This is a genomic window from Tunturiibacter psychrotolerans, from assembly GCF_051013365.1.
GTDB lineage: Bacteria > Acidobacteriota > Terriglobia > Terriglobales > Acidobacteriaceae > Edaphobacter > Edaphobacter psychrotolerans_A.
Map to the genome: position 1 here is coordinate 1,233,198 of NZ_CP132941.1, position 25,442 is coordinate 1,258,639.

At 57.0% G+C, this 25,442-nt stretch carries 22 protein-coding genes; 18 read left to right on the top strand and 4 right to left on the bottom strand.

The annotated features are described in order from the left end of the window. Positions 1-33 precede the first annotated feature (33 nt). Positions 34-546, top strand: a complete 513-nt coding sequence (locus RBB76_RS05030; protein WP_429628502.1) for a hypothetical protein — start codon at positions 34-36, stop codon at positions 544-546. A gap of 37 nt (positions 547-583) precedes the next feature. Beyond that, on the top strand, positions 584-1,402 hold the full coding sequence (locus RBB76_RS05035) for a glycosyltransferase family 2 protein (RefSeq protein WP_429628501.1): 819 nt from the start codon (positions 584-586) through the stop codon (positions 1,400-1,402). A gap of 2 nt (positions 1,403-1,404) precedes the next feature. On the opposite strand, the gene fabF is transcribed toward RBB76_RS05035, so the two are convergent. Continuing rightward, positions 1,405-2,658, bottom strand: a complete 1,254-nt coding sequence (gene fabF, locus RBB76_RS05040) for a beta-ketoacyl-ACP synthase II (RefSeq protein WP_429628500.1) — start codon at positions 2,656-2,658, stop codon at positions 1,405-1,407. Between the two features lie 499 nt (positions 2,659-3,157). On the opposite strand from fabF, the gene RBB76_RS05045 reads away from it, so the two are divergent. After that, complete coding sequence (locus RBB76_RS05045; protein ID WP_429628499.1) at positions 3,158-6,571, top strand: TonB-dependent receptor domain-containing protein; 3,414 nt, start codon at positions 3,158-3,160, stop codon at positions 6,569-6,571. A 75-nt stretch (positions 6,572-6,646) separates the two neighbouring features. Here RBB76_RS05045 and RBB76_RS05050 read toward each other — a convergent pair whose 3' ends face one another. Together RBB76_RS05050 and RBB76_RS05055 are read right to left on the bottom strand one after the other, a co-directional pair. Continuing rightward, entirely contained in the window at positions 6,647-9,070 is a 2,424-nt protein-coding gene (locus RBB76_RS05050) for a phosphoketolase family protein (protein WP_429628498.1), read from the bottom strand. 64 nt (positions 9,071-9,134) lie between these two features. Then, on the bottom strand, positions 9,135-10,334 hold the full coding sequence (locus RBB76_RS05055; protein WP_429628497.1) for an acetate/propionate family kinase: 1,200 nt from the start codon (positions 10,332-10,334) through the stop codon (positions 9,135-9,137). 253 nt (positions 10,335-10,587) lie between these two features. Between RBB76_RS05055 and RBB76_RS05060 the strand changes: the two genes are divergently transcribed. The 8 genes from RBB76_RS05060 (at position 10,588) to RBB76_RS05095 (ending at position 18,650) form a co-directional block, all read left to right on the top strand. Continuing rightward, the gene (locus RBB76_RS05060; RefSeq protein WP_429628496.1) at positions 10,588-11,796 is read left to right on the top strand and encodes an O-antigen ligase family protein; all 1,209 of its coding nucleotides are present in this window, start codon (positions 10,588-10,590) and stop codon (positions 11,794-11,796) included. Further along, a complete protein-coding gene (locus RBB76_RS05065; protein WP_429628495.1) occupies positions 11,793-12,584 on the top strand; it encodes an FkbM family methyltransferase in 792 nt (263 codons plus the stop codon). The genes RBB76_RS05060 and RBB76_RS05065 overlap by 4 nt, the downstream gene beginning before the upstream one ends. A 9-nt stretch (positions 12,585-12,593) precedes the next feature. Next, complete coding sequence (locus RBB76_RS05070; protein ID WP_429628494.1) at positions 12,594-14,939, top strand: SIS domain-containing protein; 2,346 nt, start codon at positions 12,594-12,596, stop codon at positions 14,937-14,939. Between the two features lie 152 nt (positions 14,940-15,091). Then, a complete protein-coding gene (locus tag RBB76_RS05075) occupies positions 15,092-16,105 on the top strand; it encodes a trypsin-like peptidase domain-containing protein (protein ID WP_429628493.1) in 1,014 nt (337 codons plus the stop codon). Positions 16,106-16,110: 5 nt separating this feature from the next. Continuing rightward, positions 16,111-17,157: a hypothetical protein gene (locus RBB76_RS05080; protein ID WP_429628492.1), complete on the top strand. Its 1,047-nt coding sequence runs from the start codon at positions 16,111-16,113 to the stop codon at positions 17,155-17,157. After that, on the top strand, positions 17,150-17,572 hold the full coding sequence (locus tag RBB76_RS05085) for a hypothetical protein (protein ID WP_429628491.1): 423 nt from the start codon (positions 17,150-17,152) through the stop codon (positions 17,570-17,572). The genes RBB76_RS05080 and RBB76_RS05085 overlap by 8 nt, the downstream gene beginning before the upstream one ends. A 142-nt stretch (positions 17,573-17,714) precedes the next feature. Beyond that, positions 17,715-17,951, top strand: coding sequence for a hypothetical protein (locus RBB76_RS05090; RefSeq protein WP_429628490.1), 237 nt, complete (start codon positions 17,715-17,717; stop codon positions 17,949-17,951). Between the two features lie 270 nt (positions 17,952-18,221). After that, positions 18,222-18,650 carry a hypothetical protein gene (locus RBB76_RS05095; protein WP_429628489.1) on the top strand — a complete coding sequence of 143 codons (429 nt, stop codon included), beginning with the start codon at positions 18,222-18,224 and terminating at the stop codon, positions 18,648-18,650. A 149-nt stretch (positions 18,651-18,799) separates the two neighbouring features. On the opposite strand, the gene RBB76_RS05100 is transcribed toward RBB76_RS05095, so the two are convergent. After that, positions 18,800-19,405, bottom strand: a complete 606-nt coding sequence (locus RBB76_RS05100) for a hypothetical protein (protein WP_429628488.1) — start codon at positions 19,403-19,405, stop codon at positions 18,800-18,802. Between the two features lie 257 nt (positions 19,406-19,662). On the opposite strand from RBB76_RS05100, the gene RBB76_RS05105 reads away from it, so the two are divergent. The 7 genes from RBB76_RS05105 (at position 19,663) to RBB76_RS05135 (ending at position 25,296) form a co-directional block, all read left to right on the top strand. Beyond that, on the top strand, positions 19,663-20,340 hold the full coding sequence (locus RBB76_RS05105; RefSeq protein ID WP_429628487.1) for an HAD family hydrolase: 678 nt from the start codon (positions 19,663-19,665) through the stop codon (positions 20,338-20,340). Positions 20,341-20,463: 123 nt separating this feature from the next. Continuing rightward, a complete protein-coding gene (locus RBB76_RS05110) occupies positions 20,464-20,664 on the top strand; it encodes a hypothetical protein (RefSeq protein WP_429628486.1) in 201 nt (66 codons plus the stop codon). A 120-nt stretch (positions 20,665-20,784) separates the two neighbouring features. After that, a complete protein-coding gene (locus tag RBB76_RS05115) occupies positions 20,785-21,711 on the top strand; it encodes a transporter (protein WP_429628485.1) in 927 nt (308 codons plus the stop codon). 168 nt (positions 21,712-21,879) lie between these two features. Beyond that, positions 21,880-22,878, top strand: a complete 999-nt coding sequence (locus RBB76_RS05120; RefSeq protein ID WP_429628484.1) for a carboxypeptidase-like regulatory domain-containing protein — start codon at positions 21,880-21,882, stop codon at positions 22,876-22,878. Positions 22,879-23,018: 140 nt separating this feature from the next. Further along, positions 23,019-23,363 carry an STAS domain-containing protein gene (locus tag RBB76_RS05125; RefSeq protein WP_429628483.1) on the top strand — a complete coding sequence of 115 codons (345 nt, stop codon included), beginning with the start codon at positions 23,019-23,021 and terminating at the stop codon, positions 23,361-23,363. A gap of 129 nt (positions 23,364-23,492) precedes the next feature. Further along, complete coding sequence (locus RBB76_RS05130; RefSeq protein WP_429628482.1) at positions 23,493-24,593, top strand: YXWGXW repeat-containing protein; 1,101 nt, start codon at positions 23,493-23,495, stop codon at positions 24,591-24,593. Between the two features lie 187 nt (positions 24,594-24,780). After that, the gene (locus tag RBB76_RS05135; RefSeq protein ID WP_429628481.1) at positions 24,781-25,296 is read left to right on the top strand and encodes a DUF3617 domain-containing protein; all 516 of its coding nucleotides are present in this window, start codon (positions 24,781-24,783) and stop codon (positions 25,294-25,296) included. The last annotated feature ends 146 nt before the right edge of the window (positions 25,297-25,442 follow it).

Below are 25,442 nucleotides of genomic sequence, written 5' to 3' on the forward strand. Positions count from 1 at the left end.
GTGCAGCCTCAAGACTTACGGATACCCTTAATTATGAACTGCAGAAAGCTATTCCTCCCCATCGCTCTATCCACAGCTCTCACTTTAAGCCTCCACGCGCAGGCAAAACTCGCGATCTACGGAACGGTGGGCGGCGAGAAGACCGAAGTCGCAAACGAAGGCTGGACGACCGCCGGAACCTTCGGCCTCTACTACGGACTCTTCAAGGCCGGGCCCATCAGGATCTCCGTCGATGCCCGCGGAGATCTCTCCGACAACATCAACAGTGGTCTCTTCGGCCCACGTGTAGCCCTTCAGCTTCCTCTCTTCCCCCTCAAACCCTATGTAGAGGTTCTCGGCGGATTCTCCTCCTACAGCAGCACAAACAACGGCGCCAAAGACACCACCAGCGCGAACTACCGCTTGGTAGGCGGCGTCGACACAACCATCCTCCCCCACCTCGACTGGCGCATCGCTGACTACAGCTACAGCCCCGCCGGTATCTCCCAACAAGGCGTCACCCGTCATCCGCAAAGCCTCACCACCGGGCTCGTCATCCGCTTCTAGCCGTAACCGGAGATCGTCGCGATACCATACCCGATAGATGATCTCCGTTCTCATCCTCACCCGCAACGAGCAGCGCGATCTCCCCGACTGCCTCGCCTCTGTCTCCTGGTCCGACGACATTCACGTCTTCGATTCCCACTCCACCGACAACACCGTAGAGATCGCCAAAGCTGCCGGAGCCCATGTCCACACCCGCACCTTCGACGACTACGCCACCCACCGCAACGCTGCCCTCACCAGCATCCCCTTCAAACACCCCTGGGTCTTCCTCCCTGACGCCGATGAGCGCCCCTCCCCGGACCTATCCCGCGAGATGCAGCAAATCGCGCTCGCGGCCCCCGATCAGACGGCAGCATTTCGCGTACGCCGCCGCGACTTCCTCTTCGACACCTGGCTCCAGCACGCCCAGATCTCGCCCTTCTATATCCGTCTCGTCCGACCCGAACGCGCCCGCTACACCCGGGCCATCAACGAGGTCCTCGAGATCGACGGCCCCGTCGCCGAGCTCAGCTATCCGCTCGATCACTTCCCCTTCTCAAAAGGCATCGCCCGCTGGGTCAAGAAGCACAATCTCTACTCAACCATGGAAGCCGAGTTGATCGTCCGCAACCAGGGCCTGCAAAACCCTTCTCTCGTCACAGCCCTCCGCGACCCTGACTTCCACACCCGCCGCCTCCACCAGAAGGCCATCTTCTACCGCCTTCCCGGCCGTCCTCTCATCAAGTGGCTCTACATGGTCTTCCTTCGCGGCGCGATCCTCGACGGTGCCGCCGGCCTCACCTACGCCACCCTGCAGGCCTTCTACGAGTACCTCATCGTCCTCAAGACCAAGGAGCTTCGCCGTGGCGGAGCATAAGCTCACACGTCAGGATGATGCACCCGAAAAATCAGCGAAGCATTCGTCCCGCCAAAGCCGAACGAGTTCGACATCGCATACTCCATCGGAGCATTGGCCGCTTTATCCCTTACCAATCCAAACTGACATACCTCATCGAGATCTTCGATGTTCGTTGTCGGCGGAGCGATCTGGTCTCGCAACGCCAACACCGTAATCCCTGCCTCAAGGCTGCCCGCCCCACCCAGCAGATGCCCCGTCATCGACTTCGTCGAACTCACCAGAAGACACTTTGCGTGATCGCCAAATGTCTCCGCGATCGCCCTCGCCTCAGCCCTGTCTCCCAGCGGAGTAGACGTAGCATGCGCATTCAAATACTGAATCGCACTCGGCTCGAGACCAGCATCTTTGAGCGCCAACTGCATCACCCGGCGAACTCCACGCCCATCCTCCGGCGGAGCATTCGTATGAAACGCATCCGAGTTCGCCGCATACCCCACGATCTCCGCCAGTATTGTGGCTCCCCGCTTCAGCGCGTGCTCTCTCTCCTCAAGGACAAGAACCCCTGCACCCTCACCCACAACAAACCCGTCGCGCCCGCGATCCCAGGGCCGCGAAGCCCGCGCAGGATCGTCATTTCGTGTCGACAGAGCCCGCATCGCGCTAAACCCGCCCACCGACAGAGGAGTAACAGCTGCTTCGCTCCCTCCGCAGATCATCGCATCCGCATCGCCCCGTTGAATAATCCGAAACGCTTCGCCCACTCCATGCGCACCCGTCGTGCACGCAGTCGCACAAGTTAAATTCGGCCCCGTCGCCCCATAACGTATCGAGATCTGTCCGGCCGCCAGATTCGCGATTGTCGCCGTAATAAAGAACGGCGAGATCCTATCCGGCCCGCTGCTCTCAAGCTTCGTATGCTCGCGCTCGATCACCTCGAACGCGCCGATCCCGCTCCCTACATACACCCCCACGCGCTCCGCATCTTCCGCAGACATATCCAGCTTCGACTGCTCCATCGCGAACTGTGCCGCTGCCATCGCAAACTGGATGAAGCGTCCCATCTTCTTCACATCCTTGCGATCGACGTAGTTCTCAGGCGCGAATCCCTTCACCTCTCCTGCAAATTGGCAGCTGTACTTCCCTGCATCAAACAGCGAAATCCTGTCGATGCCGGAATCCCCACGCAACAACGCGACCCAGCTCTCCTCAGTTCCAATTCCCACCGGGCTCACTAATCCAACGCCCGTCACGACCACGCGAAACTGTTCTCTCATCTTTGTCTTCGAAGTCACGTAACTCCCTCTTTTTGTTGCGGCCAGCGGTCCTCGCAACATCATCCTCAGTCGACAAGCCGGTTCGACGAATATTCCGTTTACATGACAATCATAATTTATTCTCGCAGAGTAGCGGTCACTGCGCCCGCGGCCAAATCGTTCCGCCAGTTCTCCAGCTTTCAGCACACGATGAGATTCGTTCGGACCTCTCGGAGTTACAAATCTCCTGGCTGAATCGCACTCCGAACCCCTCAAGTCCACCCAATCTCATTGCGTGATATCTCAAAAAAATTCTTGCAATATTCGCGAAAGCCATTTACGGTTGGCTCACTCTTTCTTAATTTGCCGTTTTCGCCACACTTCTAGCAGCCGCTTGGCCCTTGGAACACAGTGACGTACTCGCAGCATTCCGCTGCGACGCAGGCTTGTTGTTTAAATCGACCTCAAAAAAATCGCCCAGAGCGATCAAGGAGATTCTTTGTCTTTTTTCGGAGGTTCTATGCGTAGGTTTTCGGTAACGCCCTTACAGGCTGTGCTCTACAGTCTCGCCGCCATTCTGCTCACCATCCTTGCAACGCCGTTCGCGCACGCTCAAACCTACCGCGGCGGGATCAATGGCAGCGTTACCGACCACACCGGCGCCGCCATCGCCAACGCAACCGTCACTGCGATCGATACCGCAACCAACCAGACCTACACGACCGTATCCACAAGTGCCGGCGAATTCAGCTTCACCAATCTTCCTATCAGCAGCTACACCGTCACCATCGCATTCACGGGCTTCTCCACCGCCAAATACGACAAGGTCCAGATCGAAGCCGGTAGCAGTTACCTCATCTCCGCGAAGCTGGCACTCTCTTCCACCAGTTCGACAGTTGAAATAACTGCAGCGGCAATCACCCTCGACACCGCCTCCGACGTCCAGGCCACCGTACTGCCTGAAGTCGTCGTGCAGAACATCCCCAACAGCGGTCGCGACTTCACCCAGCTCGTCGCCCAGACCACCGGATTCGCCGGCCTCAACACCGGCGGCGGCGGTGGTGTCTCCAGCGTCAACGGAACCAGAACCAACTCTGTCAACTGGCAGATCGAAGGCACCGACAACAACGACTTTTGGTGGAACATCCCAGCCGTCAACCAGGGCGGCGTCTCCGCCATCGCCGGCGTCATCTTCCCCATCGACGCCATCGAGAGCTTCAACTTCGTCACCACCGGTTCTACCTCGCTTGGACGCAACCCCGGCGGCACCGCAAACCTCGTCATCAAATCCGGAACCAACTCCCTCCACGGCTCCGCCTACTACTTCAACCACAACGAGTTCTTCGAGCGCCAAAACCCATTCTCCGACGTCAAGCCCGCATCAAGGCTTCAGGACTACGGCTTCTCCGTAGGCGCGCCTATCATCCACGACAAGTTCTTCTTCTTTCTCGCCGGAGAACACCAGAACTTCCTTATCGGCGCTCTCAACCACGCCACAGAACCGTCAGCCGCCTACCAGACCGAGGCATATAGCGTACTCGACTATTACGGCGTCCCCCATAGCCCCGTCGCCGCCAATCTCCTGAACGGAAACGGCACTCTTGCTGGTCTCTGGCCAACGGAAGCTCTGACTGGACCAGCCCAGCCGGAGAACTACCAGGCCACAGGAAACCTCACAGGACATAGCTTCAACGGCCTCATCAAACTCGACTACAAACTCTCTGACAAGGACCATATATCCGCCCGCTGGTTCGTCGCACAAGGCACCCAGACCGCGCCAACCTCCTCTGACCTCACCCCCTACTTTGAGAACGCGCCTATTCACGTTCAGAACTACTCCATCATCTACAACCGCGTGATCTCCAACTCGATGGCCAACCAACTCTCCGCAGGCGTCAGCTACTTCAACCAGGTCTTCAGCGACTCTGATACCGGCTTCGATCCGATCGGCCTCGGCCTCAACACCGGCGTCACAGATCCGGCTCTGCCAGGCGCACCGCACCTAATCATCGGCCCCACCGGCAGCGGCTCGGGCCTCACCGCTGGGAACACAGGCTTTGACCCCACCGGCGTCACCGCTCCTTCCGGAAGAAACGACATCACTGGACATCTCGATGACGATCTCACCTGGACCAAAGGAGCTCATCAACTTCACTTCGGCGGCGAGTTCCGCCAGGCCCAGGTCGATGACTTCTACCAGACCGGACAGCGCGGGACCCTCTACTTCGATGGCTCCCAGGGGCCATGGACCACAGCAAACTTCGTTAACGGTGCCGCGCAAACCCCATGCGCTGCTCTGGCAACCAAGAACCAGGGAGTAGCAGCCCCCGACGGAACTCCATCGAACGTCCTGTTCCTCGCAGACTTCCTCGCAGGATGCATCAACCCATCGGCATCCAGCATCATCCTCGGGAATCCGAAGCGGCAGGTCTTCGGGAACTCCTGGGCCGTCTATGCGCAGGACGGCTGGCAAGTCAACAAGAAGTTCAACTTCAACTACGGCGTTCGCTACGACTACGCAGGCCCTGTCCACTCCAACTACCCCAACCTCTCCATCTTTGATCCCACTCAACCCTCCGGCCTCGCCGTCGCCGGGCAGACCGTCTCCAACATCTATCCCAAGTTCTGGGGTGGCGTCAGCCCTCGCGTTGGCTTCGCCTATCAACTCGATGACACCGGCAACACCGTTCTTCGCGGAGGCTATGGCTACTACTACGACTCGGTCTATGTAAAGGCCATCCTCCAGAACAACGGAATCCAGAACATCTCCGTCTTCGGCCCCGGTCTCAATCCCGCAGGCAGCAACTTGGTCGTCAACGCTCAGGGACTCAATCAGGTCATCCAGCCGGGCCTTGACATCTATCCCACCATCAACGAAGCCAGCCAGAACCCCTCGCCTGGCAGCCAGAGCATCTCCACCTTCGACAAGCACTTCAGACCCTCCGACACCCAGATCTGGGACCTCAACATTCAGCACAGCATCACCAACTCCGTCATCATGCAGATCGGCTACGTAGGCTCCAAAGGCACCCATCTGTGGGGCATGTTTGATATCAACGCCGCCGCTCTCGGCAGCGCCTACATTCCCTGCCCGCCCGGTGAATCCAACGCGGACGGCTCCTGCAACGTCAACACCCAGCAGGAGACCCGCCCCTACAACTCACAGTTCCCCAACTTCGGGGTCATCGACGAAGCTCGAAGCAACCTGGGCTCCATCTACCACTCCCTCCAGTCCACCCTCCGCGTGCAGAACTGGCACGGCCTCACCTCACAGCTCAACTACACCTGGTCTCATGCGCTCGACTATGAGACCGGCCTCCTTCCCTACCTCCCGCAGGACCCGACCAACGAGAAGGCCGAATACGGCAACTCCGACTACGACGTCCGCAACACCTTCACCGGCTACTTCAGCTACGCCGTTCCCGTCTTCCGCGGGCCCAAACGCCTCACCCACGGCTGGGAGCTGACCTCCGGCTTCTCCTTCCATGGCGGAACACCCTACACCGTCGTCGCCAGCTCGAACGTCAGCGGCAACGGCGAAGGTGCTGATCGCGCAGTCCAGGTCATCGCAAACCCCAACAACGTCTCCCACTCCATCGTCAGCGGCTCTGTTCAGTGGTTTAATCCAAACGCCTTCGTCGATCCGGCAACCGGAACCTACTCGCCCACCCGTCGCGGACAGAACTCTAACCCGGGCTACGAAGACTTCGACCTCGCCGCCTCAAAAACTACCGCAATCACCGAGAGAGTGCAGATCAAGTTCACGGCCAACATGTACAACCTCGTCAACCACACCAACCTTGCTCCAGTCGGATTCCCCTCGACCGGCGAGGGTGGAACCATCGGCTCAACCCTTGGACCATACCTCGGCAATCCCACCATCGGCCCCGGAGAACCATTCAACACCGAGTTCGCTCTAAAGGTCCTCTTCTAACCAAACACCAAACCAAACCAAAAGCCCCTGTCGCAGAACATCGCGGCAGGGGCTTTTCTCTTCCTCACGACCGATCTACAGAGGCCATCTCCACTCCCGAATCTCCTTACTGTCGATGCCGTTCTCATGCGCATAGTTCACTGCTTCGATGATCTGTCCCTTCAGCCACTCCTTCGTGTGCGCCGCCGTCAACTGCAGCCGCGGCACTCGATCGATCACATCAATAGCCAGATTGAATCGGTCAATCTGATTCAGGATCGCGAGTTCCAGCGGTGTGTTGATATTCCCCTTCTCCTTGTACCCGCGCACGTGAAAGTTCTCATGGTTCGTCCGCTTATAAGTCAATTTATGAACCAGCGAAGCATACGCATGGAAGTTAAAGATCACCGGCTTGTTCTTTGTAAACAGTCCATCGAACTCCTTCTCCGAAAGCCCATGCGGATGCTCCGTCTCCGGCATCAACCGGAACAGATCCACTACATTAACGAACCGTATCTTCACGTCCGAACAGCGCTCTCGCAGAATCGCCACCGCCGCCAACGCTTCCTCTGTCGGGATATCTCCCGCGCAAGCCATCACCACATCCGGCTCATCTCCTGCATCGTTGCTCGCGAAATCCCATATACCGATTCCCTTCGTGCAATGCTTCACCGCATCATCCATATTCAGATACTGCATATGCGGTGCCTTATCCGCGACGATCACATTCACGTAGTTTGCACTGCGCAGACAGTGATCTCCCACGCTCAACAGACAATTGGCATCCGGCGGCAAATAGATCCTCGTAATCTCCGGACTCTTATTTGTCACCACATCCAGAAACCCCGGATCCTGATGTGTAAATCCGTTATGATCCTGTCGCCACACCAGCGAAGTAATCAGCAGATTGATCGAAGAAATCGGAGCCCGCCACCTCAGCTCCAGCTTGCTCTTCTCCAACCACTTCGCATGCTGGTTGAACATCGAATCGATGATGTGCACAAACGATTCATACGTCGAGAAGAATCCGTGTCGCCCCGTCAGCACATAGCCTTCAAACCATCCCTCCAGAGTGTGCTCGCTCAAAATCTCCATCACGCGGCCATCGCGTGCGAGATCTCCGCCGTCCGCATCCTCCGGCAGCAGCCTCGCCATCCACGTCTTTCCGCTGGCCTCATAAATAGCCTGCAGCTTGTTCGAAGCCGTCTCATCCGGCCCGAAGACACGAAAGCTCGTCATATTCATCTTCATCGCATCGCGCAAAAAGTGCGCCAACACATCAGTCGGCGAAACCTCGATCTGCCCAGGCTTCTCCACCTTCACCGCATAGTCGCGAAAGTCCGGCAGTTCCATAGGCTTCCGCAGCAACCCTCCATTCGCATGCGGATTTGCAGTAATCCTCCGTTGTCCTACCGGCGCCATCTCTCTCAACTCAGCGATCAGCTTGCCCGATTCATCAAACAACTCCTCAGGCTTATAACTCTTCATCCACTTTTCAACCAGCTTCAAGTGTTTCGGATTCGTCACCGGATCGAGAACCGGCATCTGATGCGCTCGCCACGACCCCTCCAGCTTGTGTCCATCGATCTCCTTCGGACAGGTCCATCCCTTCGGCGAACGCAAAATAATCATCGGCCACCGAGGCCGCTCCGGCTCTGTTCCCTTAGGAGCACTCCGCGCCTTCTTCTGAATCGCGCGAATCTCCGTCACGCAATCCTCCATCACTCCCGCCATCAGCTGATGCATCGTCGCCGGATCATCTCCTTCGACAACATGCGGCTCCCAGCCATATCCCTTGAACATCCACTCCAGCTCTTCAGGCGAAATGCGCGCCAATACGGTAGGGTTTGCTATTTTGTAACCATTGAGGTGCAGTATTGGCAGCACCGCACCATCCCGCACCGGATTCAAAAACTTATTCGAGTGCCACGAGGTCGCCAGCGGTCCCGTCTCCGCCTCTCCATCCCCAACCACCACCGTCACAATTAGGTCCGGATTATCAAACGCCGCACCAAACCCATGCGACAAGCTATATCCCAGTTCGCCGCCCTCATGAATCGACCCCGGCGTCTCCGGCGTACAGTGGCTCCCAATTCCACCAGGAAACGAAAACTGCTTGAAGAACTTCAGCATTCCGGCAACGTCTTCGCTCTTATCCGGATACACCTCTGAATAAACACCTTCCAGATAACTGTTCGAGAGTGTCGCCGGCGCGCCGTGTCCCGGCCCCGAGAGATAGATCAGATTCAAATCATATTTTTTGATCAGCCGATTCAAGTGAACCCAAACGAACGTCTGCCCCGGGTCCGATCCCCAATGCCCCAGCAGCCGATTCTTAATATGGTCCGGCTCCAACGGCTTGCGCAGCAGCGGATTCGCTCGCAAATACAGCATCCCAACACAAAGGTAGTTACACGCCCGCCAGTAAGCGTCCATCTTCCGTAGTTCCTCAGCCGAAAGCGGCTTACCACCCTGGCTCTTATCCTTAGACAATTCTTTTTCTTTCACCACGCTGCTCATAAAAGCTCCTTGAGTCGAAATCCATTGATTGGAAAAGAAAAATAGTTTTGTAACTTACAAAGAACTAATTCGCCGATCCGGCCAGTTCACGCACATGGATCGCGATCATCCAATCCTCTTTCGTCGGGACAACAATCACCGCCGTTAAGGAGTCTGATGCACTTACGACCCGCACCGCGTCGCTCCTGCCTTCGTTCAACTCAGAATTAATCGAGATCCCTAAGCCCTGCATTCCTGCAACAATCTCTTCTCTCGACCGCGCATCGTGCTCCCCGATGCCGCCCGCAAAGACAACCCCATCAATCCCGCCCATCAACGCGATAAAGCCGCCCAGCGCTTTCTTTACACTTCGAGTAAAGATCTCGGTAGCCAGCCTCGCCCGCGCATCGCCCTTCGCCGCAGCCTCGCGAACAGCCTTCATATCGTTCGGCATCCCCGAGAGAGCCACCATCCCCGCGTCATGATTCAGCATCTTCTCAAGCGCCCCCACCTGATTTCCCTTCGTCTCCCGCAGCAGATAAAGCACCAGCCCCGGATCGAGATCTCCCGGCCGCGTCCCCATCACCACGCCCCCCGTCGGCGTCAGCCCCATCGTCGTATCGATCGAACATCCATCAACCACCGCCGTCACGCTGCATCCACTCCCCAGGTGCGCAATCACCATTCGCTTCGGGAAGGAAATCGTCTTCTCCGCTCGCAGACTCCGCACAATCGACTCACAACTCAGACCATGAAACCCATACCGGCGAACTCCCCGCTCACGATATTCCATCGGAATCGGATACGTCGTCGCCTCCTCCGGCATCGTCTGGTGAAACACCGTATCGAAGCAAGCGTAGTGCGGCACACTCGGAAACTTGGCCATCATATCTTTGATCACTTCAATCACCGCAGGATCATGCAGCGGCGCAAACACCACTGCCTCCTCAAGATCCTTCAGCACCTCATCGGTGATCCTCTGATGCCGGTCCAGCTTCGCCCCTGGATGCACCACCCGATATCCAACCGCATCCACCCGCGGCAGGCCCTCCCCACTCACCGCCCCCACTACCAGCCCGATCGCCTGAACCGGCGTCTTCGCCTCCACCTCGCTACGTCCACCGCTCAAATCCAGCCCACCCGCATCGCGAAATTTGAAGCCGCCCTGCGCTCCGCCAATCCCGGTCACCTCTCCCTCGAACAACGAGCGAACCTCGTCTCCTCCCGCCTCAAACAGGGAAAACTTTATCGACGAAGATCCACTATTGATGACGAGTATGTGCACAGCACTCCCGGTCGTAAGCCCTTACGTTACACCCGGGCCATCACAAACCCGTAAATTCAGGCCTAAATGCTTTCATCTACTAGATGCCGCTCAACTGTCGAGCATTTGTCTCGTCGTTGTAAAAAGATTGCAGCGTCAGACTCAATCTCGACTCACCACCTCTACCAACCCATAAACTCAAACGAGATGCGGACGAGCAGCGCCGTTGCATCCTGCAGCCCTGCCCCCACAGCAACCACCCGTGAAGCAGACTATGGCATCCACAGTTGAAAAAATCCGCGGTGACCTCCCGCTTCTCTCCGCCACAACTGGCTTTATCTTTGCCTTCCGAGTCTGCCTGACCTATCTCTGGTTTCAAGACGAGCCGCAAACCGGAACCATCGTCTGGCTGGCGCTAAGCTTGGCCCTTCTCACTCTCGCGATGCTGTTCTCTATCAGCAGCCCCGTCACCGTACCCACGGCCTATCGCACCGTCCCAATCCGTTGGGCCGCTGCCATCCTTGGCTTTAGCCTCGTCAGTCTCTTATGGTCTGAGGCGCCCATCGAAGCAGCCGCAGGTTACTGGCTCTCCTGGGCAGCAGACGTCGCCACCGTCTGGTTTCTCCTTCGCGACGCAGACCCTGAAGTCAAGGGCGCCGCCATCATGAAAGGCTTTGTCAGTGGAGCCTGCATCGTCGCGATCATCGCCTGGATTATCCCGGCAGCGTTCGATCTACGTCTGGGCGATCTGGATTTCCTGCATCCAAACGTACTCGGCTTTGTCTTTAGTATTGCCACACTACTGGCGGTCCACCTCGCCCACGAAACCACGCTCTGGCGATGGCCCGCTCTCTTCCTCGCCTGCACGCTTCTCCGCACCATCAGCAAAAGCTCCATCTTCGCGTTCCTTATCGCATTCAGCATCTATCTCATCCGCGACTCAGCCTTATCGCGCAAGATCAAGATCAGACTCGCTATCTTTGCCGGACTCATTGTTGCCTCGCTCTCCGGTCTCCTCGAGGCTTACTTCACCACCTACACCGCAGGCACAGATCCAGAGACGCTCACCGGCAGAACCTTCATCTGGGCCGTCTCCTTCGAGTACGCCCTCAAAAAGCCCATCTTCGGTTACGGGTTCTACTCCTACCGCTTCATCGTCCCGCGATTTGGGACCTTCGAAGCTCAACAAGCTCATAACGAACTCCTCCAGCAGTTCTTCTCCTTCGGAGCCATCGGGGTTCTTTTAACTATCGGTGTTTATTGGACCTTCTTTCGCCAGATCCGTCGCGCTTCTGCATCTAACCTCAAAACGCTGGCAGGAACCATACTTCTCCTCGCTCTCGTACGTGGTCTCACCGACACCCAGATCTACGACTTCTCTTACCCGCTCTGGCTCCTCACCATGCTCTCCATCCTGCTGGCCTGCCACACTCCCCAAACGCAGCCGGAAGAAAGCGCCATTCTCGAGACAACAACCACATGACGCACTCCATAAGACACTCCATCCGCTCCGTAGTAGAAGCCACCGGACATCAGATTCGGAAGACCGACGTATACAGTTCACAAAAACTCCGCTACCGCCGCCTCTTCTCTCTTCTCAACCTCAACCTCATCCTCGACGTAGGTGCCAACGCCGGCCAATTCGCACAGCTCTGCCGCACCGTCGACTACCGCGGCAAAATCCTCTCCTTCGAACCCAGCAGCACCGCCTATCAAAGACTCCAAACCGCCGCCGCATCCGATCCCCTCTGGACAGTAGCCGGCATCGCCCTCGGAGCCACCACCGGCGAAACCGAGATCAACGTCTCTGCCGACTCCTTCTGCAGCTCCATCCTCCCCATGCTCGACTCGCACCTCTCCGCCGCGCCACGCTCCGGCTACCTCCACAAAGAAAGAGTCCTCATCCGCCGCCTCGACGATGTCCTCCCTCCCCCCGCATTCAAAAGTCGCACCCTCCTCAAGCTCGACGTTCAGGGCTTCGAACTTCAGGTCCTCACCGGCGCCCCCAGAATCCTCTCCCAGGCCCTCGCCGTGCAGTTGGAGATGTCCCTCCTCCCTCTCTACCAGGGCGAAACCCTCATGCCTGAGATGTCCGCTGCCATGTCCGACCACGGCTTCCATCTCTGGGACCTCGAGCCCTCCTTTCGCGACCCGACCACCGGCAGGCTCCTCCAGGTCGACGCCATCTTCGTCCGCAATTCAGCCCTCGCAGAACCCCTCCCCCAAAAGTCCCAGCCCTTCCGTGAGGCAGAATCGGCCGTCGCCATCTAAACTCATTCCATGTGTGGAATCGTTGGATACATTGGCCCTCAGTCTGTCGTCCCCGTAATCATTGAAGGCCTTCGCCGCCTCGAGTACCGCGGGTACGACTCCGCCGGCATCGCCGTAGCCGGAGGCCCCAAAGGCCTCGAGCTCCGCCGCGCCCCCGGCAAGCTCCGCAACCTCGAAGCCGTCATCCACGACTCCCCCATCGACGGCACCTTCGGCATCGGCCACACCCGCTGGGCCACCCACGGCCGCCCCACCGAAGAAAACGCCCACCCCCACCGCGACGGCTCCGGCACCCTCGTCGTCGTCCACAACGGCATCGTCGAAAACTATCTCTCCCTCAAAAGCGCCCTCATCGCCAAGGGCCACAAGTTCGTCTCCGAAACCGACACCGAGATCATCGCCCACCTCATCGAAGACGAGCTAAACCTCGCCGCCAAAAGCGCCCATCATCAAGACAGCGTCATCCTGAGCGCAGCGCGCAGCGCGCAGCCGAAGGACCCCGAAGCACTCGGCACAACCAAGGCCGCTAGTACCTTTCAAACCCGAACCTCCGACGCACCCGAAGCCAACGAGTCCGAAGCCGTCCTAACTCTCAGCACCAAACCCACCATCCCCCTAGAAGAAGCCGTCCGCCGCGCCGTCAAGCGCATCACCGGAGCCTTCGCCATCGGTGTCCTCTCCGCACACGAGCCCAACAAGCTCGTCGCCGCCCGCATGGGCCCACCCGCCGTCATCGGTATCGGCGACGGCGAGTTCTTCCTCGCCTCCGACGTCCCCGGCATCCTCCACCACACCCGCAACATCCACTTCCTCGCCGACGGCGAAGTCGCCATCCTCACCAAAGAAGGCGTGGCTCTAACCGACTTCGACGCCAACCCGCTCCCCCTCAAAGTCCAGCGCATCACCTGGGACCCCATCCAGGCCGAAAAGTCCGGCTACAAGCACTTCATGCTCAAAGAAATCAACGAGCAGCCCCGCGCCATCCGCGACACCACCCTCGGCCGCGTCTCCCTCGAAACCGGCAAAGTCCATCTCCCCGAAATGGACTTCTCCGAAGCCGACTTCCGCAACGCCAGCCAGATCACCATCGCCGCCTGCGGAACCTCCTGGCACGCTGGCCTCGCCGGCAAGTTCATGATCGAGCGACTCGCCCGCCTCCCCGTCGAAGTCGACTACGCCAGCGAATACCGCTACCGCGACCCCATCGCCGACCCGCGCGCCATCGGCCTCCTCATCACCCAGTCCGGAGAAACCGCCGACACCCTCGCCGCCCAGGCCGAGCTTGCTGCCAAAGGCTCCAAAACCCTCGCCATCTGCAACGTCGTCGGCGCCGCCATCACCCGCAAAGCCCAGGGCACCCTCACCACCAACGCCGGCCCCGAGATCGGCGTCGCCTCCACCAAGGCCTTCACCGCCCAGCTCACCGCCCTCTTCATCCTCGCCCTCCATCTCGCGCAGGTCCGCGGCACCATCTCCGACGAAGAATCCCTCCATCTCGTCACCGAGCTCTCCAAACTCCCCGGCAAGCTCGCCTCCATGCTCAACATCAACTCACCCGACGCCCCCGGCTCCTCCGAAGGCGTCGCCGCACCCACAGGCCCCACCCGAAACGCCCGCCTCGGCCCCACCCAAAATCTGTCATTTCGACCGCAGCCGCAAAGCGCACCCTCTGGCCTTAACCAAAATCTGTCATTTCGACCGAACACGCAAAGCACCCCCTCCGACCCTACAAAAGATCTGTCATTTCGACCGGAGGCGCAAAGCGCCGGAGTGGAGAAACCCGCTTCTCTACCGCCTAATCCCACAGAGCCGGAATGGTCAGCACCCGACCGCCGCGCCACCCCCCGCCAGCCACTCTCCGTCCAGTGCGAAGAGCTCGCCCGCCTCTTCCACACCTCCGACGACTTCCTCTTCCTCGGCCGCGGCATCCACTACCCCATCGCCCTCGAAGGCGCACTCAAGCTCAAGGAGATCTCCTACATCCACGCCGAAGGCTACCCCGCCGGCGAGATGAAGCACGGCCCCAACGCCCTCATCGACGAATCCCTCCCCGTAGTCTGCATCGCCACAAAAGATCCGAACGACCCAAGCAGCGTCCTCAAGTACGAAAAAACCCTCAGCAACATTCAAGAGGTCACCGCCCGCTCTGGCCGCGTCATCGCCATCGCCATCGAAGGCGACACCGAGATCAGCCAGCTCGTCGAGCAGACCATCTACATCCCCCAGGCCCCCGAACTACTCCTACCCATCCTCGAAGTAGTCCCCCTCCAACTCCTCGCCTACCACATCGCCGTACGCCGAGGCTGCGACGTAGACCAACCCAGAAACTTGGCCAAAAGCGTAACAGTGGAATAATCGCTAAAGGTTGCGATCGGCTGATGACCCTAAAACGAAACTTTTATGTTGTTTATAAAGCTGCCGACTGCTATGTTCAGCATCCAGGGATGTTATCCAGATCAAACTAAGCTGAGTTGCAAGTGCGAGATCGATCCGTGAAGTTACGAAGTGTGGCAGTTTTGGTGTGGTCTTTTACAGCGGTGGCGTTAGTTCAGTTGCCCGCTCAGGTGTCTCCTCCAGCGCCCAGCTCCACACCGCCAGCAGCAGCGGCTCCAAATTCCCAGCCCACTCGCCCAGTCACTATCTCACCCATTTCGCAAATTAAAAAAATGGTCGCTTTTCTAACGGTCACATATCAAACGCCCATAGGCATCATGCAGAAGCGGGGCACATCATTTTTTGTTGCTTACGAGGACAAGCGGCTTGGTCCAGGTCAGGGTTTCGTATATCTAGTTACAAACCGCCATATGGTACAGCCCGGATTTGAAGATGGTGCACCATTCGCTGTGACCAATTTTTCGTTGAAGCTTAACAAGCGATCATTGGATGGAACAAGCACCGCATTTGAAGCGATGCTCCCTATCAACAGTTCCCACTGGTACTTTCGCGACGACGACCCTTCCGTAGATCTTGCTGTTCTACCCTTGGCGCCTGATCAAGCGATATACGACTACTCAGCCTTTCCTACGTCCCTGATGGCAACAAGAGATGTAGTGCAGTCTCAATCCATAGCCGAAGGAGACTCGATTCTCTTTGCAGGTTTTTTTTATCAATTCTCAGGTCTCAAGAAGAACGAGCCCATTGTTCGAGAAGGTGTTTTAGCGATGATGCCAGAAGAAAAGATGACAACAACAATGCACAAGCCGGGCGATCTCTATCTTGCGGATGTGCACGTGTTTAACGGGAACAGCGGGTCGCCCATGTTCGTAAATGTCGGGGGGTTGCACAATGGGGCACTCACTTTCGGGGGCTTTCCATTTCGATTACTCGGAGTGGTCAGCGGATACATGAACGAGTCCGAAAAGTTTGAAATAGAGGTAAGCCCCACTTTGCCTGAATCTAGTAAAGAAAATAGTGGCATATCCACGGTGATTCCCGTCGACGAACTTAAAGACCTCCTAGATACAGCACCATTACAACAAATGAGAGATTCGTTTGTGGCGAAGATGCCGATTCGTCAGTAGAGGAAATGAAAAACAAATTTCCACATCGATCAATCATCGTTCTGGTCGTTCTTGTATGTCTCGCGTCCATCAGATCGGATGGACAGTCGGTACCCGGCTCCATTGTCGTCAGTTTCAAGGAAGGGACTTCAGATTCCGAAGCTCGATGGATACTGCGATCTTATAAGGTCAAGTTCGATTTATATTCGCAACATGTCTTTGGTCTTTTGTTGATAGATGACACTCAAGACTCCAGAGAAAAAATAGAAACATTCACTGGAAATCTCAATCGGGAACATACGCTGGGGCGCAGCGTCATTGTCAAGACTCGCGATCAACCGTTGGCTCCCGATCAAACGACTTTTAGAGTCTACGGGGACCTTCAGCACGACTCTGCGCTGCAAGACAAATTCATTTCACTTCTTCCAAGCGGCATCGTGCCAAAATGGCTCATAGAACCACCCACTGCAACGATTTCGGTGGTGCCCGGAACCGAAAATGAATGGCTCGCTATTTGGAAGTCTGAGCCCGACGTCGCATTTGCCGACTATCAGGCGTGGCCAGCGCAGACGTCGGTTCAAACATCAACAACCATACGCGGTGAACCGGAACAAGATGTCAAGCCTGCCACTGGTAAACGGCCAAAATCTACTCAGATTCCTAAGAGAGCTGCTATTTCGGGATCACAGCTTCCGACTATTGAGTGGGTGTCAGATGTCTTCAATGGTTTTTATGCGAAAGGCCATTCAAGAATCTCTCTTGTGAGTAACGACTCGGATGAAGGAGGAGAATTCTTCGAATTCCTGATTGAGAACGTCAAGGGCACAGTAACCAAAGAAAACTATTGGGAGAAGCTTAGGTATTCTCTGATCATCTATAGGTCAAATGCCGCAGAGATCAAAATACGTTGCGTGATGGACGGTCAATTTGCGGCCGGGGTAGGACCGAACGAGCCATCCGATTCCTCCTTCCAAGATCTTGAACCGATTTACACCAGAAAGATGCAGGACGAGGTGGGAAGATTCATGCAAGGCCTCGTTGTGAACTTGCAGAAAAGAGAGCGACATGACTGAAGATCAGAATCGCCAGTACGTTTCGAGAGGGTTGGTCCTCTCTCATCTGTCGATAATACTGCTCGTGATGATTTTGTGGGTTTTTCATGGTTTCACTTTTTCCGAGATGACAACCACAGTAGCCCTAATTGTTCCGATGTTCGCTACATACACAGCAACTATAGTTAGATCCACTATTGCCACAAGGACTCGGGCCATAGCAACATCCAGTGAAGTCTCAAAAGACTACGCGCTCTTTTCCTTGCTTATCCCGTCAGTTTTCGTTGTCTGTCTTTTCACTGCGACTATTCTCAAGGCCGTGAATATCGGGTTTGATACATTCGACCAATTCAAAATTGTTATTGGACTGCTTGAGGGCATTTTTGGTGTGTACACGGGCTTGTTCGTGACAGCTCTATTTCCAAAAGTGAAGTAGATCAGGGGCGGGTGGCCCATACATAAAACCAGCCCACACCTTGGGTGCTTCATTCATGCAGTCGCATCGCATGAGTGGGCATTCGTGCCAAAGCACGAATCGCATCTAACCCACCATCCTGCACTCCCAAAGGTGGATCCCCATGGTAGAAGCCGTCCTCTCCGACATCGACGGAACCCTCGTCGAAAGCAACTGGCTCCACGCCGCCGCATGGAGAGACGCCTTCGCCGTCATCGACATCCCCCTCGACACCGAAACCCTCCGCAAACAGATCGGCAAAGGCGGCGACCAGCTCATCCCCCTCTTCGTCCCCTGGTGGAAGCGCCCTATGGTCGAGGAGCCCCTCAAAACCTACCGCAGGCGGGTGGCCCATACATAAAACCAAACACAACCTTGGGTGCCCCATTCATGCAGTCTCACCGCATGAGTGGGCATTCGTGCGAAAGCACGAACCGCCTTCCCTCCCCAGCCGATAAAATCCATCCATGCCCTTAGGCTTAGAACGACGTCAGAACACAGGACGACTCCACTTCATCACCTTCAGTCGCAGAGATGCGAGCCGAAGCTCTGGCGAAAGCCGATAAAGTCATCCGCAACTATGAGTGTGCTCCACAAGTCTGTGGACTATAGTTCTCTAGGGAGAGATCGCATGAAAGCAGCAAGCACAGTAGCACTTGCCCTGGTTCTCGCCGTGTCGCCGATTCATGCGAAGGATAAATATGCTCCGCTCCCGGCCAGCGTGATAGCTGCAAAAACCGTCTACATTGACAATCAAACGGGCCACCCTGAAATTTCAGACCGAGCCTACGATGCATTAACTAAGTGGGGGCGATTCAAAATCGTGAAGGACGCAAAGGACGCCGATTTGGTCCTTCGGTTCACAGCAAACACCAAAGGCAGACCCATGCCGCCACGCAATGATATAGACATATCACCTACCCCCGTAATTCTCTCAGTACGCGATCAAACTGATAATGAACTCTGGACTGTATCTAAAGACCAGCCGCTTCGTAGTCAAACGCGCCTGGACCTTGATGAATTCAAAAAGCGAATTGAAGCACAAGAAAAAGGCAACTAGGGCGGTTGGCCCATGGCAAGAGACATCATCCAAACCCCCAACGCCCCATCTCCCCCGCCGACCTACAGGCGGGTGGCCCAGATCTGACCCAGGGTGCCCCACATCTCGATTCTGAGATGTGGGCATCGCGCGAAAGCACGAACCGCCAATCAGCGAACTCGCGTGATGTCCTGAACCCAGTTTGTCTCCCAGGTCTTGCCCTCGTCTGGCGAGTCCGCTTGCTCCCAGTGGCCCGACGTCGGAGTGATGTTGGACCAGAGGAAGCGCGCCCGAACTCGCTTTCCCTTGACCATATCCTCCCCATAGAAAGTGCCGACGCCATTGTGGAAGCCTCCAACCATCGGCGGATCCAATCGGTCGGATGGTGTCCTGCTGTCGAGCCACCAGATGGACCACTGATGGGTCTTCGCGTCGAAGGAGCGCAGAGCGACACCGCGATAAGGAGCACCGGGAACGTTGAGCACTGTATCGTCCACATTGCTGTAACTCCCCATAAGCGGTTGACTCGACAACGTGCCGTCGAATTCAATCCACTCGTGACTATTGGCGAGTCGCTGCTTCAGCTTTAGATGATGGGCGTGCCACTGACCAACCAGGAAGTCGAAGTCGTGAAGACGGGAAAGACCGGGGACAGCACTGTCTGTCTGATTCACGCCCGGGCCCGAATCCTGGTGCGTTTGTGCGGCCAACTGTCCAGGCGCTGCCAGACACAGACTCAGCACCGCGATCATGACCGAAGGTTGGTAAATACTCACGATGCCCCCTTTTGAACTGCGGCGGCAGCCAACTCTCACCAACGCTTCAACTCCATTTCGCCGATACGCGTCCATCGTCCCCTCCGGAATCACACTGAGCTAATGCCACTATTGAGATTGACTCAGCTTGTGGCATTTGTGCATATCCACTTTCAATGGAACTCTAGATACCACTTTCGAAGCCACACGACTGGGCATTCGCACGAAAGCACGAATCGCATCTAACCCACCATCTGCACTCCCAAAGGTGGGCCCACATGGTAGAAGCCGTCCTATCCGACATCGACGGAACCCTCGTCGAAAGCAACTGGCTCCACGCCGCCGCATGGAGAGACGCCTTCGCCGTCATCGACATCCCCCTCGACATCGAAACCCTCCGCAAACAGATCGGCAAAGGCGGCGACCAGCTCATCCCCGTCTTCGTCCCCTGGTGGAAACGCCCCATGGTCGAGGAGCCCCTCAAAACCTACCGCAGCTTCCTCTTCCATCAGGACTACTTCCACCAAGTCACACCCTTCCCCCACGTCCGCGACCTCTTCCTCCGCTTCAAACAATCCGGAATCCGCACCGCCCTCGCCTCCTCCTCCGCCAAAGCCGACCTCGACACCTACATGAAGATCGCCAACATCTCCGACCTCGTCGACGAGACCACCTCAGCCGACGACGCCGCCCGCTCCAAGCCCCATCCCGACATCTTCTCCGCCTCCCTCGACAAGCTACACGCCAAACCCACCAGCGTCCTCGCCCTGGGCGACACCCCCTACGACGCCGAGTCCGCCGGCAAAGCAGGCATCCGCACCATCGGCGTCACCACCGGCGGCTGGTCCCGCAAAGAACTCCTCGACGCCGGCTGCATCGAGGTCTACAAAGACGTAGCCGAACTCCTCGACCGCTTCGACCAAAGCGCCCTCACCCACTACGGCCCCTCGAAATAGCCTTCGCATTATGTCGGCCAGCAGGCACATTTAACTCCATACATCTCAACACTTACCCAACGCATCTTTATTCAGCAAGTAGGCTTTGGCCGCACGCAATCACGCGTCTGGATAAGGCAAAATATGGAAGACTTCGAAACAGGCATCCCTTGGGCGGACCACGAGCTATTCATCCGCAGCGCAGCAAATCACGCTGAGGCTCTCTCCAACCTCATCTACCTTATCTGCGAAGACGCGGAGCACCCGGAAAAGGTACGTCACTACGCCAGCCTCTCTGAGCACAGTCTTCAGTCATTAACCCAGCTACTCCGCGAACAAATCTAAAAGCAACCACAAGACGATCAGAGCGTCCGAAGAGCGTGGCCGCAGTGGTGTCCCGCAGCTCGCCGTAGGAGCGAACGGAACGCCTTCAAGGGGTTGGTATAGTGGCGGAGCGGGTATCCCATGCGATGTCGCTCCGTCCTGCTCTTGTCAAGCCTGCTCGCATTCTTGGCCGCGGCGATCCATGCCCAGGATCTGTCGCCGCGAGCCTACGTCATCACGCCCATTCACACGAACGCAGTCATCCTCACCTGGGCCTACTTTGACGGAGGTGTAGATTTCAATGGAACAGTCCCCATCTCAGGCGCAACCGGCACCTACAACGTCCCCATCTTCAGCCTCTACCACACTCTGAATTTCTTCAGACGCTCTGCGAACCTCACCGCGTCATTGCCTTACGCAGTTGGAAACTTCACTGGTACGCTAATGGGCCAACAGCAATCAATCTATCGCTCCGGCCTCTTGGACACATCCATCCGTTTCTCCGTAAACCTCAGAGGCGGTCCAGCAATGACGCCACAAGTTTTCTCGAAGTGGAAACAAAAGACATTGATCGGCCTAAGCGTAAAGATCATCGCCCCCACCGGACAATATGAACCAACGAAGCTGGTGAACTGGGGAATCAATCGCTGGGCCTTCAAACCGGAGCTCGGCTATTCAAAACGCTGGAACCACTGGGTTCTCGACGGCTACGGCGGAGCGTGGTTCTACACCACCAATCCCGCGTCCTACGATCAACCCACACCAAAGCCTCAGACCGAAGCACCGATCGGCTCCTTGGAAGGCCACCTAAGCTACGACTTGAAGCCGCGCTATTGGATCTCGCTCGATGGCAACTTCTGGTTTGGCGGTGTCACCACTCTCAACGGCATACAAAATCTGCAGACCAGGCAGACCGGCTCTCGCATAGGAGGCACAGCCTCCGTCCCGCTCGGCAAGCATCAATCCATCAAGATCAACTACAGCAACGGCACTTACATCCGCTTCGGCGGAAACTATCAGAACGTCTCGCTAGCGTGGCAATACTCCTGGCTCGGCAAACCAAATTAAAATCAGCGGTGGAACGCCCGCCCCTGATAAAGCGCCTGTGATCTTCAACATAAGCTAAGCAACAAACGCGCACGACGCTTCCGTCGTCTAAACAATCAGGAATGACTGAACCTTTCAGCAAGGCTGCCGCATCCTTTTAAGGACACCATCGCTAAAGGGCTAATCTGAATGCACTTCCGCCGACTTTTATTGACACTGATTCTGGGTGTCGCTCCGATCACCGCGTCAGGCCAACAGGCCGGCACGACCGGACCGCAGCGCGGAACCATCAGCGGCGACGTGACCGATGTCGATGGCCTCGTTATCCCCGACGCCACAATCACAGTCGACGAACCATCTTCGAGTGACTCTCAGACCGTCACGGCGAACGAAACAGGATTTTTTGTCCTTAGAAATATCGACCCGACGATCCCTCACAAGATTGTCATCAAAGCGAATGGGTTCGGCGATTGGACTTCGCCTTCCGTCACAATCAGTCCTGGCCAGTCATTCGAACTCACCGACATCAAGCTCAAGGCAGCAATCGTCGAAACCACAGTCTCCGCCGTCACCATGGAGCAGCTCGCTCTCGAACAGACAAAGGAAGCAGAGAAGCAACGAGTCTTTGGCATCATCCCCAACTTCTACGTCTCCTACGAAAAAAACCCCGTCCCGCTCACCTCGAAGTTGAAGTATGAACTCGCCTTCAAAGCCGGTACCGATGTGGCCAGCATCGCCGGCGACTTCTTCATCGCAGGACTCAATCAGGCAGCCGACTATCCCGACTATCAGCAAGGTTGGAAGGGCTACGGTCAGCGCTTCGGTGCCGCCTATGCCGACAGCTTCTCGAACATCATGATCGGCGGAGCTATTCTACCTTCGCTCCTGCATCAGGACCCGCGCTACTTCTACCAGGGCACCGGCACCAAAAAATCTCGCGCCCTTCACGCCATCTCAGCCCCATTCATCTGCAAAGGGGACAATGGCAAAAACGAAATCAATTTTTCCAGCATGGGCGGCGACCTGATCGCATCGTCCCTCACCAATACCTACTATCCGAATAGCAATCGTGGTCCAGGCATCGTCTTCTCCAGCTTCTTCATCAACTCCGGTGGCCGAATCGCCAACGCCCTGGTACAGGAGTTTGTCCTGCGCAAATACACCCGCCACGCAGACAAAGGCAACTAACCGTGCGCGTCGCCAGATCTAACCGTTAGCCTCTAAATCGGGTGCTCCATCTCTCGATTCTGAGATGTAAGCATTTGTGCGAAAGCACGAACCATTCTTCGATTCAGGAAAGATAGAATGGGCTTCCAAGAGGAGCTCCCATGTCTGTCGCCGCCACTCCACCCTTCACGCTCGAGATCGAAGACCGCGGCAGCACAGCCGTCGTCCGCTGCCACGGCAAACTGCTAGCCGGCCACACCGAACTGCTCTACGCTCCTGTCTCCCAGCTCCTCCCCACACACCAGCGCGTTACCCTCGACCTCTCCGACCTCACCCACATGGACAGCATGGGCCTCGGCGCACTCGTCCGCATCTACGTCTCTGCCCGCACTAAGGGCTGCGAGCTCGAGCTGCGCCACATTGGCAAAAAGGTTCGAGACCTCCTCATTATGACCAACCTGCTCCCGGCCTTCACCATCGTCGGAGAACACGACATAAGGATGTGACACCGCAGGCTCCTGTGGACTAACCTTACGGCGCACGAGGGGCGACCGTTTTTGTCAAAGATAACGACAACTAAACCTCAACTTCCTCGTTCATAATTGCAACGCGAGTTTCTCTCAGGAGCAAACACCATGCGCACGAAACCATCCATTCGAAATCTTTTACTCGGCTTCCTCTTAGCAGTCATCTCCTCGACTGCCTTCGCGCAGATCGGCATCTCCGTCTCCTTTGGACCACCCGCTCTCCCCGTCTACACGCAGCCCCTCTGCCCGGGCGACGGCTACATCTGGACCCCCGGCTACTGGGCCTGGGACCCCGACTACGGCGACTACTACTGGGTTCCAGGCACCTGGGTTCTCGCCCCCGAGGTTGGCTATCTTTGGACCCCCGGCTGGTGGGGCTGGGGTGGTAGCGGATTCCTCTTTCATCAGGGCTACTGGGGCTCCCAGGTCGGCTTCTACGGCGGCATCAGCTACGGCTTCGGCTACTTCGGAAACGGCTACGAGGGAGGCCGATGGGACGGTGGACACTTCTTCTATAACCGCACCGTCAACAACATAAACGTCACCAACATTCACAACACCTACAACACCACCATCGTTCACAACACCACCGTCATCAACCGCGTCAGCTACAACGGTGGCAATGGCGGCATCGAAGCACGTGCTACCCCACAAGAAGAAGCGGCGGAGCGCGAACGGCACATCGCACCCGTCCCCGCGCAGGTGCAACATCTCCAGGCAGCACGCTCCAACCCACAGCTCCGCGCTTCCGCAAATCAGGGCAAGCCTCCAATCGCCGCAACCGCGAGACCCGGCGAGTTTAGCGGCCATGACGTCGTCGCCGCTCACGAAGCAGGTGCGCCCTATCACCCACCGGCCAATCGACCCAACACAGAATCTCACCCAACGAACACGAACCATGCGAGCGAGGTACAGCCCCACCAGGCGCCTCCACCGCCCAATACTGGAAACGCCAAACTCGATCAAAAATATCAGCAGCAGCAGAACCAACTCATCGCAAAACAGAACCAGGAGCACCAGCAGCTTCAGCAAAAACAGGATGCTGAGCATCAGCGAGCGACGCAGCAGGCCGCAAACGACGCGCAAAAACAGCAGATGGAGCAACGGCACCAACAGCAAACTCAGCAAATGGAACAGCGCCACACCGCGCAACAGCAACAGCTGCAACAACGCCAGCCGGAAAACCACAGCGAGGGTCATCCAAAATGACAAAGGCCAGGATGACCCAGCTGTGAGCGATAGCCGTCCTCGATCCCACGGTGCTCACTCATGCGGCTTCATCGTACGAGTGAGCATTCGTGTAGCAGCGCGCTTCTCTTCCGCTCCAACCGTCAGTAAACCTGCGTGCTAAACTCCTCCCGTGCACCGGTAACCATCCACTCCAGGAGCATCCAAAATGAACCCTCGGAGACCCTCCCGCCACCTCACCCTTTGCACGGCATCGCTCTTCCTCATCGGCGTCTCAGCTTTGCCCGGCCAGCTCGCCGACATCCCCATCAAACCGGGACTCTGGAATACCCAGGTCGTCGCAAAGATCGGCCTTAATGACAACGACAACGAACCCATCGTGAGCCAGGCCTGCTTCACCGCCGGAACCACCATCAGCGGTTATCTCGCCGCCATGACCAAATCCGCGCCAAACGTCCAGTGCACCATGTCCAACAAGGTTCAGACCGCAAACCAGATCGCCTTCGACACCACCTGCACCGGCCCCAACGCCACTTCAAAGTCTCACTCCGACTTCCAACTCGCGGACTCCGAACACTTCACCGGCACCAGTCACTCCACAGTCATCGGCACCTCCCACGACCATCCCATCAACATGGAGATGAGCAAAACCTTCACCGCAAAGTTTCTCTCCTCAAACTGCGGCGACGTCAAACCCCTCACCGACCAATCTCCCCAAAAATAAATCCAACAGCACGCTCCCGACGCTCACTCGAGCTTAGCCTCCCAAGACGGGAAGCCGAAAAATAAATCCCAAAAACCTGGCGCATTTTTCACCACCGAAAAAGCGACTGCCAAAACACCACGTTTACCACGCATTCCACCACGTTC